This is a genomic window from Pseudomonas sp. PDNC002, assembly GCF_016919445.1.
Classification (GTDB): Bacteria; Pseudomonadota; Gammaproteobacteria; order Pseudomonadales; family Pseudomonadaceae; genus Pseudomonas.
This window is the reverse complement of the sequence record NZ_CP070356.1, coordinates 3,055,902-3,071,311: the sequence shown is the minus strand read 5'-3', so window position 1 is coordinate 3,071,311 and position 15,410 is coordinate 3,055,902. Positions and strand designations below refer to the sequence as shown.

Annotated in this window: 17 protein-coding genes; 3 read left to right on the top strand and 14 right to left on the bottom strand. The window is 65.9% G+C overall.

Annotation, left to right across the window (positions count from 1 at the left end):
• Window positions 1–14 precede the first annotated feature (14 nt).
• The 14 genes from JVX91_RS14150 to JVX91_RS14085 all read right to left on the bottom strand — a co-directional run bounded on the left by JVX91_RS14150 (window position 15) and on the right by JVX91_RS14085 (window position 12,164).
• A complete protein-coding gene (locus tag JVX91_RS14150; RefSeq protein ID WP_205339791.1) occupies window positions 15–1,301 on the bottom strand; it encodes a TPM domain-containing protein in 1,287 nt (428 codons plus the stop codon).
• Window positions 1,301–1,732: a hypothetical protein gene (locus JVX91_RS14145; RefSeq protein WP_205339790.1), complete on the bottom strand. Its 432-nt coding sequence runs from the start codon at window positions 1,730–1,732 to the stop codon at window positions 1,301–1,303. Before JVX91_RS14145 ends, JVX91_RS14150 begins: the two co-directional genes overlap by 1 nt.
• 88 nt (window positions 1,733–1,820) lie before the next feature.
• Window positions 1,821–2,957 carry a flagellar biosynthesis protein FlhB gene (gene flhB, locus JVX91_RS14140; RefSeq protein WP_205339789.1) on the bottom strand — a complete coding sequence of 379 codons (1,137 nt, stop codon included), beginning with the start codon at window positions 2,955–2,957 and terminating at the stop codon, window positions 1,821–1,823.
• On the bottom strand, window positions 2,957–3,733 hold the full coding sequence (gene fliR / locus JVX91_RS14135) for a flagellar biosynthetic protein FliR (RefSeq protein ID WP_205339788.1): 777 nt from the start codon (window positions 3,731–3,733) through the stop codon (window positions 2,957–2,959). Before fliR ends, flhB begins: the two co-directional genes overlap by 1 nt.
• Window positions 3,733–4,002: a flagellar biosynthesis protein FliQ gene (fliQ, locus tag JVX91_RS14130; RefSeq protein WP_205339787.1), complete on the bottom strand. Its 270-nt coding sequence runs from the start codon at window positions 4,000–4,002 to the stop codon at window positions 3,733–3,735. The genes fliR and fliQ overlap by 1 nt, the downstream gene beginning before the upstream one ends.
• A gap of 121 nt (window positions 4,003–4,123) precedes the next feature.
• Window positions 4,124–4,852 (bottom strand): flagellar type III secretion system pore protein FliP, encoded by a 729-nt coding sequence (gene fliP, locus JVX91_RS14125; RefSeq protein WP_240201775.1) that lies wholly within the window; start codon window positions 4,850–4,852, stop codon window positions 4,124–4,126.
• 59 nt (window positions 4,853–4,911) lie between these two features.
• On the bottom strand, window positions 4,912–5,391 hold the full coding sequence (gene fliO, locus JVX91_RS14120; RefSeq protein ID WP_205339785.1) for a flagellar biosynthetic protein FliO: 480 nt from the start codon (window positions 5,389–5,391) through the stop codon (window positions 4,912–4,914).
• Between the two features lies 1 nt (window position 5,392).
• The gene (gene fliN, locus JVX91_RS14115; RefSeq protein WP_081519290.1) at window positions 5,393–5,860 is read right to left on the bottom strand and encodes a flagellar motor switch protein FliN; all 468 of its coding nucleotides are present in this window, start codon (window positions 5,858–5,860) and stop codon (window positions 5,393–5,395) included.
• Between the two features lie 22 nt (window positions 5,861–5,882).
• Window positions 5,883–6,854 carry a flagellar motor switch protein FliM gene (gene fliM / locus JVX91_RS14110; RefSeq protein ID WP_205339784.1) on the bottom strand — a complete coding sequence of 324 codons (972 nt, stop codon included), beginning with the start codon at window positions 6,852–6,854 and terminating at the stop codon, window positions 5,883–5,885.
• 9 nt (window positions 6,855–6,863) lie between these two features.
• Window positions 6,864–7,391 carry a flagellar basal body-associated protein FliL gene (fliL, locus tag JVX91_RS14105; RefSeq protein WP_205339783.1) on the bottom strand — a complete coding sequence of 176 codons (528 nt, stop codon included), beginning with the start codon at window positions 7,389–7,391 and terminating at the stop codon, window positions 6,864–6,866.
• Between the two features lie 947 nt (window positions 7,392–8,338).
• The gene (locus JVX91_RS14100) at window positions 8,339–9,631 is read right to left on the bottom strand and encodes a flagellar hook-length control protein FliK (RefSeq protein WP_205339782.1); all 1,293 of its coding nucleotides are present in this window, start codon (window positions 9,629–9,631) and stop codon (window positions 8,339–8,341) included.
• 99 nt (window positions 9,632–9,730) lie between these two features.
• A complete protein-coding gene (locus JVX91_RS14095; RefSeq protein ID WP_205339781.1) occupies window positions 9,731–10,072 on the bottom strand; it encodes an Hpt domain-containing protein in 342 nt (113 codons plus the stop codon).
• Between the two features lie 66 nt (window positions 10,073–10,138).
• Window positions 10,139–11,836 carry a SpoIIE family protein phosphatase gene (locus JVX91_RS14090; RefSeq protein WP_205339780.1) on the bottom strand — a complete coding sequence of 566 codons (1,698 nt, stop codon included), beginning with the start codon at window positions 11,834–11,836 and terminating at the stop codon, window positions 10,139–10,141.
• 22 nt (window positions 11,837–11,858) lie between these two features.
• On the bottom strand, window positions 11,859–12,164 hold the full coding sequence (locus JVX91_RS14085; protein WP_205339779.1) for an STAS domain-containing protein: 306 nt from the start codon (window positions 12,162–12,164) through the stop codon (window positions 11,859–11,861).
• A 237-nt stretch (window positions 12,165–12,401) separates the two neighbouring features.
• On the opposite strand from JVX91_RS14085, the gene JVX91_RS14080 reads away from it, so the two are divergent.
• From JVX91_RS14080 to JVX91_RS14070, 3 genes are all read left to right on the top strand, one after another.
• On the top strand, window positions 12,402–13,118 hold the full coding sequence (locus JVX91_RS14080) for a TorF family putative porin (RefSeq protein WP_205339778.1): 717 nt from the start codon (window positions 12,402–12,404) through the stop codon (window positions 13,116–13,118).
• Between the two features lie 820 nt (window positions 13,119–13,938).
• Window positions 13,939–14,742 (top strand): AraC family transcriptional regulator, encoded by an 804-nt coding sequence (locus JVX91_RS14075; RefSeq protein WP_205339777.1) that lies wholly within the window; start codon window positions 13,939–13,941, stop codon window positions 14,740–14,742.
• 49 nt (window positions 14,743–14,791) lie between these two features.
• On the top strand, window positions 14,792–15,409 hold the full coding sequence (locus JVX91_RS14070; RefSeq protein ID WP_205339776.1) for a LysE family translocator: 618 nt from the start codon (window positions 14,792–14,794) through the stop codon (window positions 15,407–15,409).
• Window position 15,410: the final 1 nt, after the last annotated feature.

The window sequence follows — 15,410 nt, the reverse complement described above, 5'->3', positions numbered from 1 at the left end:
CAGAGCGGCGCGCGTTACCAGCTACCGGACGCGCCGCCACCACCGCTGGAACCACCGCCGCCGGAGTAACTGCCGCCACCGCTGGACGACGAACTGCCGCCGCCGGAGCTCGAATCCGAGCCGGACCCCGAGCCCGAACCGTTCCCGGCGAGGAAGCCGACCAGCATCGGGAAATACAGCATCGGAATCAGCGCCAGCGAATCGGGAAACGCCCAGGGCCACTCCAGGAAGCCACTGATGTGGATGACGAACCCGGCGATCCCGCCCGCCAGCGCCAGGCGAATGCAGAACTCCAGCCGGCTGCGCTTCCAGGTGCTGTAGGCCAGGACGAATGGCAGGCACAGGAAGACCAGGGCAACGGTCCCGCCAATCGGCGCCGCCAGGCCATAGAGCGCGACATCGCCACCGTCGACGAACGAGGCGGTGACCATCAGCGCCACGAGATACCCGATGATGCCGCCGACCACCCAGGCCGCCTTGCGCGAGGAGGCAGCCGCGGCCCCCACACCGCCGCCGATCAGCAGGCAGAACAGCAGCACGAAGAGCAGCACCGGCGCGGTCTTCCAGCCCGAACTTAAGGCCAGCAGGAGCGCCACGGCAGCCGACACCAGCAGCACGACACGAACACTGAACCAGCGCCGGCGCAACGCGATGCCCGCCGCCGCGCCGACACCCAGCCCGACCAGCAGCAACCAGCCCTCGAGCGTCAGGCCACCTTCGTGCTGCTCCTCCGGCAGGGTTTCGCCATCGATCAGGCGCTCGAGGGTGTCCACCGACTGCTCGATGCCGCCGGCGAAATCGCCCTCGCGAAAGGCCGGAACCATGTTTTCCCGGATGATGCGCCCGGCGACGACGTCAGGAATCGCGCCTTCCAGGCCGTAGCCAACCTCGATACGCATCGTCCGGTCGTTCTTCGCCACCAGCACCAGCACGCCGTCGTCCACACCCTGGCGACCCAGGCGCCACTGTTCGAAGACTCGGGTGGCGAACTGTTCGATGCTGTCCTCGCCCGTGCTGGGGACCATCAGCACGGCGACCTGCGCCCCCTTGCGCTGCTGCAGCGCCAGCAGGCGCTGGCGCATGGCGGCGATCCAGTCGCCGTCCAGCGTGCCGGTGAGGTCGGTGACCGGGCTTTCCAGCCGAGGCACGGGAACGACGGGTGAAGACTCCTCCCCCGCCGCTTCGACAGCCGTCACGGCGGCCACCGGTTCATCGGCCGCCGCAGCGGTTGCCGCAGCAGGCATCAGGGCCGCGCCGAGCAGCATCCACAGGCAGAAGGCATGACGTATCCAGATACCCATCAGACGGCCACCTGCCGGCGCCCGCGCAGGGCCTGAAGGATTCCCATGGACAGCTTCGGATCATGCAGTTGGCCACGCCAGGCCCGGACGCTGGAAAAGACCAGGCTGACGGCGCCGTAGATATCGAGCACCACCGAGAGGAAGGAGAGCAGCAGGCGATTGATCAGCGCGAGCCGTTCGATCTCGCCGTCCCTCGCCACCACATCCAGCGCGGCGAACACGAGGCCTGCCGCGAGGGCGAGGTTCAGCAGCGAAAGGAACAGATCGATCACTCGCAGCATCACTTCGCGAACCAGCGCTGGCGCCTTGCGACGCGACAGCAGCCAGGCCAGCGCCAGGAAGGGCAGCGACCAGAAGCTCAGGAGGACCGCCAGCAGCGCGGCGAGGGGAATGACGGCGGCAATACGCCGGTCGCGGACGGAGCTTTCCATGACGATCGTCTGTGCCTCCTGGCGTGGATGCGATCCGGATGAAGGTGCCGATGCTAGTACAACGCGGTGTTGCGCGCAGCCGATGCCGTCACTCGTCGCGACGCAGGTCCGGCGGAATCGGCAGGTCCGGCATCGGGCCGGGGCGCTTGCCCTTGCCGGCGCGGTACTGCTTGAGCTGGTAGACATAGGCCAGCACCTGGGCGACAGCCAGGTAGAGGCCGGCAGGAATCTCGTGGTCCAGCTCGGTGGAGTAGTACACCGCCCGCGCCAGCGCCGGCGATTCGAGCACCGTGACCTTGTGCTCCTGGGCGATCTCGCGAATCTTCAGCGCCATGAAGTCGTTGCCCTTGGCCAGCAGCCTGGGCGCCCCGCCCTTCTCCGCGTCGTACTGCAACGCCACGGCGAAGTGCGTCGGGTTGGTGATGACCACGTCGGCCTGGGGCACCGCCTGCATCATCCGCCGGTTGGCCATCTCGCGCTGCATCTGGCGGACCTTGGCCTTGACCTCCGGCTTGCCCTCGGAGTCCTTGTACTCGTCCTTGACCTCCTGCTTGGTCATCATCAGCTTCTTGCGGTTGTCCCAGAGCTGGAAGGGCACGTCCGCGGCGGCGATGAAGATGATGCTACAGGCCAGCCAGAAGGCGCTCCAACCCACCACCTTGGCGCTGTGGATCATGGCCTGTTCCAGCGGCTCGTGGGACATCGCCAGCAGATCGTCCTGGTCGGACTTGAGCACAAGGATCGCGACGATCAGCACCAGCGCGAACTTGGCGAGCGCCTTGAGCAGCTCGGTCAGCGAGCGCAGCGAGAACATGCGCTTGAGCCCGGCCAGGGGGTTCATCCGGCTGAACTTGGGCGCCAGCGCCTCGGCGGAGAACAGCCAGCCGCCCAGCGCCACCGGACCGACCAGCGCCGCGACGAGCAGCACCGCGAGGATCGGCCAGACGCCGTCGGCACCGATCTTCGCGCCCTCGATGAGCAGGTTGAGCATGCTTTCGCTATTCATCACCGTGGCCCGGTCCAGCTCGAAGCTGCCGCGCATCAGGCGCATCAGCGCATCGGCCAGGCTGGCGCCGAACATCAGCAACGCACCGGCGCCGGCGAGCAGCACGGCCAGGGTGTTCAGCTCCTTGGACCTGGGTAGCTGCCCTTTCTCGCGCGCGTCGCGGCGCCGTTTCTCTGTAGGTTCCTCCGTCTTGTCTTCGCTACTGTCGTTCTCGGCCATCAGCGGGCCCCCACGAGTTCGCGAAGCAGGCGCAGGCCTTCACTGGCCAGTGCCTGGTACTGAGTCAGAATGTCGGCACTGCCAATCCAGACAATGACGAACCCCATGACCAGGGTCAGGGGGAAACCGATGGAGAAGATATTCAGCTGCGGCGCGGCGCGCGTCATGGCGCCGAACGCGAGGTTGACCACCAGCAGCGCGGTGATCGCCGGCAAGGCGATCATCAGGCCGGCACCCAGGACCCAGCCGAGCTTCCCGGCCACGGTGATGAAATGGTTGCTCGACAGCCCCTCGCCCACCGGCAGCGTGTTGAAGCTTTCCGCCAGCACCTCGAACACCACCAGGTGGCCGTTCATGGAAAGGAACAGCAGCGTCACCAGCATGGTGAAGAACTGCCCCAGCACCGGCACCGAGATGCCGTTGGTGGGGTCGACCATGGAGGCGAATCCCAGGCCCATCTGCATGGAGATGATCTGCCCGGAGATGACGAAGGCATGGAACATCAGCTGCAGGACGAAGCCGAGCATGGCGCCGACGAGGATTTCCTGGGCGATGTAGACCATCGCCTTGAGGCTCAGCGCGTCCACCTGCGGCATTGGCGGCAGGTTGGGCACCAGCGCCACGGCGATCGCCACGGAGAGGTACAGGCGCACGCGGGTCGGCACCAGTTGCGTGCCGATGATCGGCATCACCATCAGCATCGCGGCGATACGGAACAGCGGGAACAGGAAGGCCCCGATCCAGCCGCCGATCTGCGCGTTGGTGAGGTCGAGCATCAGCCGATCAGCGTCGGGATGCTGGTGATCAGCGACTGGGTGTACTCCATCAGCTGCCGCAGCAACCAGGGGCCCAGCACGATCAGGGTCAGCAGCACCACCAGCAGGCGCGGCAGGAAGCTCAGGGTCTGCTCGTTGATCTGCGTGGCGGCCTGGAACATCGCCACCACCAGCCCCACCAGCAGGCTGGGCAGCACGAGGATGCCGACCATCACGGCGGTCAGCCAGAGCGCTTCACGGAACAGGTCGACGGCGACTTCGGGGGTCATGGTGACTCCGTTCTTTCAGGCTTGGGCAGGAGCGAGGGGGACGCCCAGTCCTTGCTCGCGAACCGCAGCCGCTCGAGAGCTTCGCGGGCAAGCTCGCTCCTACAGGGAAAGTGAACCATCGCTAGACCGTCCCGAAACTGCCGGCGAGCGTGCCGATGATCAGCGCCCAGCCGTCCACCAGGACGAACAGCATGATCTTGAACGGCAGCGAGATGATCAGCGGCGAGAGCATCATCATGCCCATCGCCATCAGCACGCTGGACACCACCAGGTCGATGATCAGGAACGGAATGAAGATCATGAAACCGATCTGGAACGCGGTCTTCAACTCCGAAGTGACGAACGCCGGCACCAGAATGGTCAGGGGCGTGGCGTCGGCGCTCTGGATATCGGTGCGCTTGGACAGCCGCACGAACAGCTCCAGGTCCGACTGGCGGGTCTGCGCCAGCATGAAGGCCTTGAGTGGCACTTCCGCGCGGGTAATCGCTTCCTGAGCCGGAATCTGTTCGTTGAGGTACGGCTGCAGCGCGGTGCTGTTGATCTTGTCGAACACCGGCGCCATCACGAACAGCGTCAGGAACATCGCCAGGCCGATCAGCACCTGGTTCGACGGCGTGCTCTGCAGGCCCAGCGCCTGGCGCAGGATGGAGAAGACGATGATGATCCGGGTGAAGCTGGTCATCAGCATGACGAACGCCGGAATGAAGCTCAGCGCGGTCATGATCAGCAGGATCTGCAGGCTGACCGAATACTCCTGCTGACCCTGGGCGTTGGTGGTCACGGTGATTGCCGTCAGCTGCGTCGGATCGGCGGCGAAGGCCTGCGGCGCGGTGAGCGCGAGCAATGCCAGGAGCAGCGGCGCGAAACGCTTGAGCGCGCCGATCAGGTCGGAGAGAGTCGGCAAACGGGTCACTGCGGGCGGCCCTTGTCCTTATTCAGCAATTCCAGCAGGCGCTGGGCGAATTCCGGCTGCGCGGGCTCCGAATCGGCGGCGTGCACCGGCTGGCGCATGACGTGCAGCGGGGTGATGCGACCGGGAGTCAGGCCCAGCAGGACCTGCTCCTCGCCCACCTGCACCAGCACCAGGCGGTCGCGCGGGCCGAGGGCCTGGCTGGAGATCAGGCGGATCGCCTGGTTGCTGCGCGGGCCGACCTGCTGCACGCGGCGCACCAGCCAGGCGAGCAGGAAGATCAGGCCGACCACCAGCACCAGGCCCAGCAGCAGTTGCATCAGCTGGGCACCGGCGCTGCCGGTGATCAGGCTCGGCGTGGAGCTGGCATGGACGATGGCCGGGTTGGACGTCGGCGCCTTGGCGGCCTCGTCGGCCAGCGCCAGGAGGGACAGCCCCGCCAGCGGCAGGGCAGACAGTTTCGCGAGCAGGCGGGCCATGTCAGCGCAGCTTCTTGATGCGTTCGCTGGGACTGATCACGTCGGTGAGGCGGATGCCGAACTTCTCGTTCACCACCACCACTTCGCCGTGGGCGATCAGGGTGCCGTTGACCAGCACGTCCAGCGGCTCGCCGGCCAGGCGATCGAGTTCGATCACCGAGCCCTGGTTGAGCTGCAGCAGGTTGCGGATGCTGATGTCGGTGTGGCCGACCTCCATGGAAATGGTCACCGGAATGTCCAGGATCACGTCCAGGTTGGGGCCTTCCAGACCGGCGATGGTCGGCGCCTTGGGCGCCATGCCGAACTCTTCCATGGGCGCGCGCGGCGCGGCGGGCACGGCCGGAGCGGCGGCGCTGGCCATCATCGCGTCGATGTCGTCCTGGTTGGCGTCACCCGATTCGGAGAGCGCCGCGGCCCATTCGTCGGCCAGCGCCTGTTCTTCTGGGGTTACGTTTTCTTCGTCTGACATGGTGTGTCCTCTTGGGATTCGCTCAGCGCGGGCGCTGGAGCGGATCGAGAATCTGCAAGGCCAGGTTGCCCTTGTGCGAACCCAGCTTGACCTTGAAGGAAGGCACGCCGTTGGCGCGCATGATCATGTGCTCCGGCAACTCCACCGGAATCACGTCGCCCGGCTGCATGTGCAGGATGTCGCGCAGCTTGAGCTGGCGGCGCACGACGGTGGCGCCCAGCGGCACGCTGACGTCGAGGATGTCTTCGCGCAGGGCGTTGATCCAGCGCTCGTCCTGGTCGTCCACGTCGGACTGGAAGCCGGCGTCGAGCATCTCGCGGATCGGTTCGATCATCGCGTACGGCAGGGTGATGTGCAGGTCGCCGCCGCCGCCATCGAGCTCGATGTGGAAGGTAGAGACCACCACCACTTCGCTGGGGCTGACGATGTTGGCCATCGCCGGGTTCACCTCGGAGTTCACGTACTCGAAGGTGATCGGCATCACCGCGTGCCAAGCCTCGGCGAGGTCGACGAAGGCCTGCTCGATGACCATCCGCACCACGCGCAGCTCGGTGGGAGTGAACTCGCGACCCTCGATCTTGGCGTGACGCCCGTCACCGCCGAAGAAGTTGTCCACCAGCTTGAACACCAGCTTGGCGTCGAGGATGAACAGCGCGGTACCGCGCAGCGGCTTCATCTTCACCAGGTTGAGGCTGGTGGGCACGTACAGCGAATGCACGTACTCGCCGAACTTCATCACCTGCACGCCGCCCACGGCGACATCCGCCGAGCGGCGCAGCAGGTTGAACATGCTGATGCGGGTGTAGCGGGCGAACCGCTCGTTGATCATCTCCAGGGTCGGCATGCGGCCCCGGACGATGCGGTCCTGACTGGTCAGGTCGTAGGACTTGATCGCCCCCGGCTCGACGTCGGACTCGGTTTCCACCAGGCCGTCGTCGACGCCGTGCAACAGCGCGTCGATCTCATCCTGGGAAAGTAGATCCTGCATGGCCATGGCGGGTACCTACTGCAATACGAAGTTGGTGAAAAGCACTTGCTCCACGGTCAACTGACCGGTCGCCTTCTTCGCCAGTTCCTGAAGACTGGAGGTCGCCTGCTGACGCAGCATCTCCTTGCCCACCGGCGTCACCAGCGTGTCGAAATTCTGACTGGAGAACAGCATCACCAGTTGGTTGCGCACCAGCGGCATCTGTTCGCGCAGGGCGTCCATCTGCGCCTGGTCGCGGCCCATCAGGGCGACGGCCACCTGAAGATAACGCTGGCGGCCGTTCTGGTTGAAGTTGACCACGAAGGACGGCGCGAGAATCTCGTAGATCGCCTGCTGCTTCGTCGGCACGGCATGTTCTTCGGCCTTCGCCTCGGACTCGGACTCGGCGGGCTTGGCGTTCTTGTTGAGGAAGAACCAGGTGCCCCCCACCGAAGCACCGACTGCCAGCAGGAAGGCCAGGACGATAATGATGATGAGCTTCAGCTTGCCCTTTCCGGGCGCCTGTCCATCGGGAAGCGGAGGCGTCTGTTCTTTCTTGGCCATGCCAATAATCCGTCACTATTCCGGCGCGATGCGCTGATACAGGGGGTATCAGCAAGGGCTGTGCCAGCTTGGAAGAGTCCTACTGGCGCCGCCGCGGATATTACAGGCTAGACGGAGGATGTCACGGGGAGCGCAAGAATTTTCCTGTGCACCGTGGAGATCAGATCTTAGGGCGGTTCGCGAGCAAGCTTGCTCCTACAGGTAAAGTCGTTCCGCTTTGGTAGGAGCGAGCTTGCTCGCGAACCTGGGAATGCTTGGTGCTCGGGAAATGCCCTCACCCCAGCCCTCTCCCAGAGGGAGAGGGAGCCATCCGTGCCAAAGGAAGCGTGGGTGCTATCCGGTAGGAAACGTTGATGCAATCCGGTAGGAAGCGTTGGTGCTGTCCGGTACGAAGCGTTGGTGTTCGCCGGCTGACACGGGGCTACCCGGGTGCTCAGGACAGTCCCCTCTCCCTTCGGGAGAGGGTTAGGGTGAGGGCGCTCCCAGGTGAGCCTCACTGCCCATCGAAAGCTGCCCCGCCCTCTCCCAGCGGGAGAGGGCGCCATCCGTGCCAAAGGAAGCGTGGGTGTTGTCCGGTACGAAGCGTTGGTGATAGCCGGCTGGCACGGAGCTACCCGGTTGCTCAGGACAGTCCCCTCTCCCTTCGGGAGAGGGTTAGGGTGAGGGCGTTCCCAGGCAAGCCTCACTGCCCACCGAAAGCTGCCTCCCCCCTCTCCCAGAGGGAGAGGGAGCCATCCGTGCCAAAGGAAGCGTGGGTGTTGTCCGGTAGGAAGCGTTGATGCCATACGGCAGGAAGCGTTGATGCTGTCCGGTACGAAGCGTTGGTGTTCGCCGACTGACACGGGGCTACCCGAGCGCTCAGGACAATCCCCTCTCCCTTCGGGAGAGGGTTAGGGTGAGGGCGCTCCCAGGCAAGCCTCACTGCCCACCGAAAGCTGCCCCCGGACTCACGCGTAGTAATCCACCAATCCCCTGCCCTGCGCCGCCGATTGCGGGCGGATCTCCGACACGCCGCTGATCATCGGCTCGTCGTCGCCATCGGAGCCGGCCACACGCCGCGAACTGCCGCGCTCATCGCCCTGCTGCTGTTGCTGCCAGCCGCGGGCCGACTGGTCCGAGACGTTGACGTCCAGCTGCCCCATGCCCTGCTGGCTGAACATCTCGCGCAGGCGGTGCTGCTGGCTGTCCAGCGCTTCGCGCACACCGGCGTTGGCGCTGACGAAGTTGACCTGGGTCTGGTCCGCGCTCATGTGGATGCGCACTTCCAGGCGACCGAGGTCGGCCGGGTCCATCTGGATCTCGGCGGACTTGAGGTTCTGCGAGGACATCCACATCACCCGATCCACTAACTGGTCAGTCCAGCCGCTCTGCTGCACCGACACCGGCTGGCCCGGCACCAGCGGATTCACCGGGCGGTTGGTCATGGCCTGCGGCGTGTTCAGCGCCTGGGTCAGGGATTCCAGCCGCGCAGCAAAGGTCTCGTTGCGCGGCATCTCGGGCTTGCTGTCGGCCTGCAGCTCGGGCAGTTGCTGGCCTAGGTCCGCACCGTCCTTCAACGCCCCTTCGGCGAGCTTGCCTTCGCCAGCCTTGGCCGACGCATCCGGGTTCAGCGCGGCGAGCGCCGCGGAAAGGTCGTTCTTGCCATGGGCATCGACCGCCTTGTCACCCGGCTTGGCCGTCAGTTGGCTAGGCAACTGCGTCTGCTGGGCCTGCTGCGCCGCATCGTCCGCGCCCGCCTCGAGCGCCAGGCTGACGCCCGGAATCTCGTTGAGCTTCTGCAGGTCGTCGTCGCCACTGGCATCGGTCAGTTGGCTGGTGCCGGTGCTGACCACCAGCGGCGGCGCTTCGGGCTCCGGCAATTGGCCGGTCATGCCCAGCATCAGCAGCGGGTCGAGGGTCGCATCGGGCTTCGGATCGGCGTCCGCCACCTTGGTCTCGCTATCGGCCGGCAAGGCCTTGCCGTCGTCGGCAACCTTTGGCTGGTCGGCGGCAGCGGGCGTGGTCGCATCGCTGCTGGGCGTGTCCTTGGCGGCAGTGTCCCGCGGCTTGTCGGTCTTGGCCTTGGCCGTCTTGTCCGGGCGCTCGCTGGCTGCCGGACGCTGTTCCTTGGCGTACACGTCAGCGAAGCTGGAACCCTTGTCGTTGCTGGCGTTCGCGCTGTTCTGGGCAGACCTGGAGACCGCCGCCTTGGGCCTGGCATCAGGCGTGGGCGTCAATAAAATATCCGGGGCGACAGCCATCGGAGTTCTCCGTTGATGTGAATATCCAACACGGAGATAGCAAGGGGCGGGCCAAGTCGGGAAGCCGTCTGCGATCTCGCGGGCGAGAGCCCCGGGCGATCAGGCGCGGCCGGGCAACAGCAGGGTGCGGACGATGGCGAATTCGTGCTCCACCTTGCCGATCAGCCCCTGGGCGGTGGCCAGGTCGTTCTGCCGCGCGGCTTCTTCCAGGCGCTTGCACAGGCTGCTCAACACGTTGGCGCCCATGTTGCCGCAGCTGCCCTTGAAGCTGTGGGCGGCATGCCGCAACGCAGGGGCGTCGGCGGCGGCGGTGGCTTCGCGGATGCTGCGCAGGCGTTCCTCGGAATCGCTGAGGAAGGTCTCCACCAGGAGCGGGTACTCGTCTTCCATGATCGACAGAAGGTCGCTCAGCACGGTGTCATCGAGATGCGACTCGGGCATTCGGCACTCCCTGAAGGACGGCTCGTCATCCTGCGCGCGGGCCGCAGGCAGACAAGAAGGGGTCGATTATGCATGAGCCGACCAGAAGAACTCCACGGAGACTGTCTTGCCGTCGGCGGACCACTGGCAGCGGTCGGCGAGTTGCCGCACCAGCGCCAGTCCACGCCCGCACAGACTGCCGGCGGCCTGCTGCGACGCGAGTACCGAGCCGACATCGAAACCGTCGCCGCTGTCCTCCACGCGCATCAGCAAGCGCCCGCCATCGCCGTGGGGCGCAAGATCCAGGTGGAAGCGCACGTAGCCGTCGCGCAGGGCAGTCAGGCGCTTGCTGCGCTCCTGGTAATAGCGGGCGAAACCGGCGGCATCGCATTTGAGCGTCGAGTCCAGGCCCATCACGCCGTGCTCCAGGGCGTTGGAGTACAGCTCGGCGAGCACGGTATAGAGGTCGCCGCCACGCGGGCGCAGGTCCTGCACTTCCATCAGCAGCTGCAGCAGGAACGGCAGTGGATTGAAGTGACGCAGCGTCGGCGCGCGGAATTCGAAACTGGCGGACCAGTCCAGCGGACTGCTCTGGCCGTCGTCGGAAAAGGCCAGCGGCGGACGCTGCAACGAGTCCTCCGAGACCAGCGCGATCTCCAGCATGCTGACATCGTCCTGGGCCTCGCCACGAAAGCGCGATACCGCCGCCTGGATGCCATCGAACAGGCGTGACGCCATCGGTTCCTCGGCGAACACCTGGCGCAGGCGCTCCTCGCCGAACGCCTCGTCCGCCGTGTTGCGCGCCTCCAGCACACCGTCGGAGAAGAGGAACACGCGGTCGCCCTCCTCCATCGCATAGACCTCGCAATGGTCGCTGAACGCGCCCGCATCGAGGATGCCCAGCGGCAGGTGGCGCGAGATCAGCGGCTGCAGTTGGCCATTGCCGTGGTGGTGCAGGTAGCCATTGGGCAGCCCGCCATTCCACACCTCCACCAGCCCGCGCTGGAAGCTCAGGTTGAGCATCGCCGCGCAGCAGAACACCCCGACCGGCAGGATGCGCTTGAGCTTGGCATTCATCTCCCGAAGGATGTCCGCCATCGGGTAACCCTTGGCGGTCATACCATAGAACACCTCGGCCAGCGGCATGGCGCCGATGGCCGCCGGCAGGCCGTGGCCGGTGAAGTCGCCGAGCAGTACATGCATGCCGCCCGAGGGCTTGAACGCCGCCAGCAGCAGGTCGCCGTTGAACAGCGCGAACGGCGATTGCAGGTAGCGGATGTTCGCCGCGTTGAGGCAGCCCGAGTGCGCCACCTTGTCGAATACCGCCTTGGCCACCCGCTGCTCGTTGAGCAGGTGCTCGTTGTGCCGGGCGATCAGGTCGCGCTGCTCCAGCACTGTCCGCTGCAGGTGATGCAGGCGCCCCATGGCGCGGATCTTGGCTTCGAGGATGATGCGGTTGTAGGGCTTGGAGAGGAAATCGTCGCCGCCCGCCTCCAGGCTCTGCACCAGCGCCTCGGGCTCGCTCAGCGAGGTGAGGAAGATGATCGGCACGAGCTCCTCGCCGGCCTGCCGGCGAATCCGCCGCGCGGCCTCGAAGCCGTCCATCACCGGCATCAGCGCATCCATCAGCACCAGTTGCGGACGCTCCTGCGCGAACAGCGCCAGCGCTTCCAGGCCGTTTCCGGCGGTCAGCACACGGTGGCCCTGGCGGCTGACGATGGTCGACAGCAGCAGGCGATCGGCGGCGTTGTCGTCGGCGATCAGAACGGTGAGGAATTCAGCCATGGCCGTGGGCGCGCGAGCCGCCTCAGCTGATGGTGAACAGTTGTTCGAAGTTGGAGATGGCCAGCACCTTGCGCACGTCCGGATTGCAGTACGCCAGGCTGATCTGCGCGCTTTCGCCACCGGCGTGGTCGCGCAGCAGCAGGAGCATGCCCAGGGCCGAACTGTCGAGGTAGGTGGCGCCCTTGAGGTCGACCACGTAGCGCTTGGGCGTGATGTCGACGCGCTCGTAGGCGTCGCGGAATTCCTGGTGTGCGCCGAAATCGAAACGTCCCTGGACCACGATGGTCAGCTCTTGCCCGTCGGCAGAGGGAACGGAAGTGATCGCCATGGGATTCTCCTTATCGATGATGGTCGCGCACGAGCTTGAAGATTTAGCAGCAAGTGATGACAGCGGCAACCTCGGCGCGCATCGGGAAACCGCCTCGCCAGACCGGTCGAACGGTCAACGCGCGGGTCGGCAAATGGACCACCGGTCGACACAGGTCCGGCGAATGCCTTTACCCTTTACGCGTGCGAAGCCGGATGTGGACGCCGAAGGAGGGTCATCCGGCAACCAGGGGGGAGCATGTACAAGTCCATTCTCATCGCGGTCTGTGCCCTTTGCGCAGCGCCGTCGACGATGGCCCAGGTGATGCAGCGCGACCTGGGCGACTACGAATTGAAGTTCGCCAATTCACCGACCCGCAGCATGGCCCAGGGGCTGGTTCAGCCCGGCCAGGCGAACAGCGCCCAGGGTGGTCTCGATGTCACCCACAACACTGGCTGGTACGTGGGCAGCTGGACCTCGAACCTGGAGCAGGAAAAGCCGCTGGAGATCGACAGCTACGCCGGCTACAAGCACCCGCTGGGCAGCGGCAAGCTGGGCTACGAGCTGGGCACCCTGCGCTACAGCCGTCCCGAGCAATCCGACTACGACAGCCAGGCGCTGTACGGCGGCCTCTCGGTATTCGGCAGTCGCCTCGGCGCGGCCTACAGCAACCAGGCCGGGCGCAGCACGGCGACTCTCTTCACCGACCTGGGCATGCAGGATGACCTGGGGTTCGATGTCTCGTTCAAATACTCCGCCTATACCCTGGCGGCGCCAGTCAGCCTGGATGGCGGCGGCAACGTGAGCGGCTTCGGCGACTGGTCGGTGAACCTGAGCCGGCCCTGGATGGGCATCGACCTGAACTTCTCCTACAGCGGCAGCAGCCTCACGGGCAGCGATTGCAGCGCCTACTCCGGGCGCAACGCCTATTGCGATTCGGCCTTCATGTTCAAGGCATCGCGGCCGTTCTTCTGAGACTGGACGTTCGCGGTTCCCGGAGCGCCCTCACCCCAGCCCTCTCCCAAAGGGAGAGGGAGTAGTCCGTGCCGGGACTGAGTTCACCGTTCTTTCGGCACCTTCGCTGCCAGCTGATACAGGCCTCCCCTCCCATGCCGAACGGCCCCTCTCCCTCGGGAGAGGGAGAGTCCGTGCCAGGACTGAATTCACCGCTTTTCCTGCGCCATCACTGCCAACTGATACAGGCCTCCCCACCCATGCCGAACGGCCCCTTCTCCCTCGGGAGAGGGAGAGTCCGTGCCAGGACTGAATTCACCGCTTTTCCTGCACCATCACTGCCAACTGATACAGGCCTCCCCTCCCACACCGAACGGCTCCCTCTCCCTCGGGAGAGGGAGAGTCCGTGCCAGGACTGAATTCACCGCTTTTCCTGCACCATCACTGCCAACTGATACAGACCTCCCCACCCAGGCCGAACGGCCCCTCTCCCTCGGGAGAGGGAGAGTCCGTGCCAGGACTGAATTCACCGCGTTTCCTGCACCATCACTGCCAACTGATACAGGCCTCCCCACCCATACCGAACGGCCCCCTCTCCCTCGGGAGAGGGAGAGTCCGTGCCAGGACTGCATTCACCGCTTTTCCTGCACCATCACTGCCAACTGATACAGACCTCGCCACCCGCGCCGAACGGCCCCCTCTCCCTCGGGAGAGGGCTGGGGTGAGGGGTAGACCGAGCACCGGCGGTCGGCGCAAGCGAAAGAGTCAATTTCATTCAAGATCGCCACGGCACAAGGGACTACTCTGCCAGTCACCTTCCCGCGCTCGCAGGCCCTGCCCCATGCTGCACCGAGTGAACTGCACTTCCACCGCCCTGCCCGGCCTGCGCACTGTCGAGATCCTCACCGAGCGCAGCTTCCCGCGCCACGCCCACGACGAATTCGGCATCGGCGTGATGCTCGAGGGTGGTCACCGTTCCTGGAGCGGGCGCGGCCAGGTCGAAGCGAAGGCGTGCGACATCATCACCGTGAGCCCCAACGAACTGCATGATGGCATTCCCTTGCGCGGTGCCCCGCGCCGCTGGTGGATGCTGTACGTCGAGCCGACATTGATCGCCCAGCTTGCCGGCGCCGAGATGGCTGGGCGGGAGTTCTCCCTGCCCACCCTCGCCGATCCGCAACTCGCCCGGCGCATCGCCAGCCTGTTGCGGCAGTTGCCGCAGAGCAGCGCGGACGCAGCCGCGGAAGGCGTGCTCGACCTGTTCGGCGAACTGCTCGACCAGCGCACGGACATCACCGTGGCGGCGCTCCCCTCGCGGGGCGTGGCGCGCATGCTCGAGCGCATTCACGACGACCCACGCCGCGCGCCCTCGTTGACGGAACTGGCCGGCATCGCCGGACTGACACCCTACGCGGCCCTGCGGCGCTTTCGCCGCGAGCTAGGCACCACGCCCCACGCCTACCTCCTGCAGTACCGCGTGCGGCACGCCCACAAGGCCATCGGCGAGGGTCATACGCTGGCCGAGGCCGCCCAGCGCGCCGGCTTTGCCGATCAGTCCCACATGACCCGCGCCTTCGCCCGTCAGCTCGGCCTGACGCCGGGACAATGGCGCTCCTCGCTCAGGCATCCGCCACCAAGGACCTGACTTCGCGGGCCCGCACGACCCACTCCCCCAACACAGGACAACCTCGGGAATGAACGCAGAATTCCTGCTGACGGCGTTCGTCGTCGTTTTGCTGCCGGGCACCGGTGTGCTCTATACGCTGGCCGTGGGACTCGGCCTTGGCGCCCGCGCGGCCACTGTCGCGGCACTGGGCTGCACGCTGGGCATGATCCCGCAGTTGCTGCTCACCACCTTCGGCCTGTCGGCGATCCTGCAGGCCAGCGCCGCCAGCTTCCAGGTCATCAAGCTGACGGGCACCGCCTACCTGCTGTTCATCGCCTGGCAGGTGTTTCGCGGCAGTGGCGCCCTGGCGCTGGATTCGGTCAGCAGCCCGCGCAGCACCCCGAAGCTGGTAGCCACCGGGCTCTGGCTCAATCTGCTCAACCCCAAGCTCGGCCTGTTCTTCCTGGCCTTCCTGCCGCAGTTCGTGCCGGCCGGCAGCGACGACGCCAGGGCCCTGTTTCTCCTGCTCGGCCTGGTGTTCGCGCTGATGACCTTCATCGTGTTCATCGGCTACGGCCTGCTGGCGTCCTGGGTCCGCGACTACGTGATCGGCCGCCCGGAAGTCATGAGACTGATCCGCTGGAGCTTCACCGTCGCCTTCGTCGTTCTGGCACTGCGCCTGGCGCTGGAGACGATCCCGGCCTGAA

Bases quoted from the DNA above. Each gene is read 5' to 3' on its own strand.
- JVX91_RS14075 (WP_205339777.1), top strand. From the start codon at position 13,939: ATGCTGCACCGAGTGAACTGCACTTCCACCGCCCTGCCCGGCCTGCGC.
- fliO (WP_205339785.1), bottom strand. From the start codon at position 5,391: ATGGCCCGCCTGCTCGCGAAACTGTCTGCCCTGCCGCTGGCGGGGCTG.
- flhB (WP_205339789.1), bottom strand. From the start codon at position 2,957: ATGGCCGAGAACGACAGTAGCGAAGACAAGACGGAGGAACCTACAGAG.
- JVX91_RS14090 (WP_205339780.1), bottom strand. From the start codon at position 11,836: ATGGCTGAATTCCTCACCGTTCTGATCGCCGACGACAACGCCGCCGAT.
- fliM (WP_205339784.1), bottom strand. From the start codon at position 6,854: ATGGCCATGCAGGATCTACTTTCCCAGGATGAGATCGACGCGCTGTTG.
- JVX91_RS14080 (WP_205339778.1), top strand. From the start codon at position 12,402: ATGTACAAGTCCATTCTCATCGCGGTCTGTGCCCTTTGCGCAGCGCCG.
- fliQ (WP_205339787.1), bottom strand. From the start codon at position 4,002: ATGACCCCCGAAGTCGCCGTCGACCTGTTCCGTGAAGCGCTCTGGCTG.
- fliR (WP_205339788.1), bottom strand. From the start codon at position 3,733: ATGCTCGACCTCACCAACGCGCAGATCGGCGGCTGGATCGGGGCCTTC.
- JVX91_RS14145 (WP_205339790.1), bottom strand. From the start codon at position 1,732: ATGGAAAGCTCCGTCCGCGACCGGCGTATTGCCGCCGTCATTCCCCTC.
- JVX91_RS14095 (WP_205339781.1), bottom strand. From the start codon at position 10,072: ATGCCCGAGTCGCATCTCGATGACACCGTGCTGAGCGACCTTCTGTCG.
- JVX91_RS14085 (WP_205339779.1), bottom strand. From the start codon at position 12,164: ATGGCGATCACTTCCGTTCCCTCTGCCGACGGGCAAGAGCTGACCATC.
- fliN (WP_081519290.1), bottom strand. From the start codon at position 5,860: ATGTCAGACGAAGAAAACGTAACCCCAGAAGAACAGGCGCTGGCCGAC.
- fliL (WP_205339783.1), bottom strand. From the start codon at position 7,391: ATGGCCAAGAAAGAACAGACGCCTCCGCTTCCCGATGGACAGGCGCCC.
- JVX91_RS14070 (WP_205339776.1), top strand. From the start codon at position 14,792: ATGAACGCAGAATTCCTGCTGACGGCGTTCGTCGTCGTTTTGCTGCCG.
- JVX91_RS14100 (WP_205339782.1), bottom strand. From the start codon at position 9,631: ATGGCTGTCGCCCCGGATATTTTATTGACGCCCACGCCTGATGCCAGG.
- JVX91_RS14150 (WP_205339791.1), bottom strand. From the start codon at position 1,301: ATGGGTATCTGGATACGTCATGCCTTCTGCCTGTGGATGCTGCTCGGC.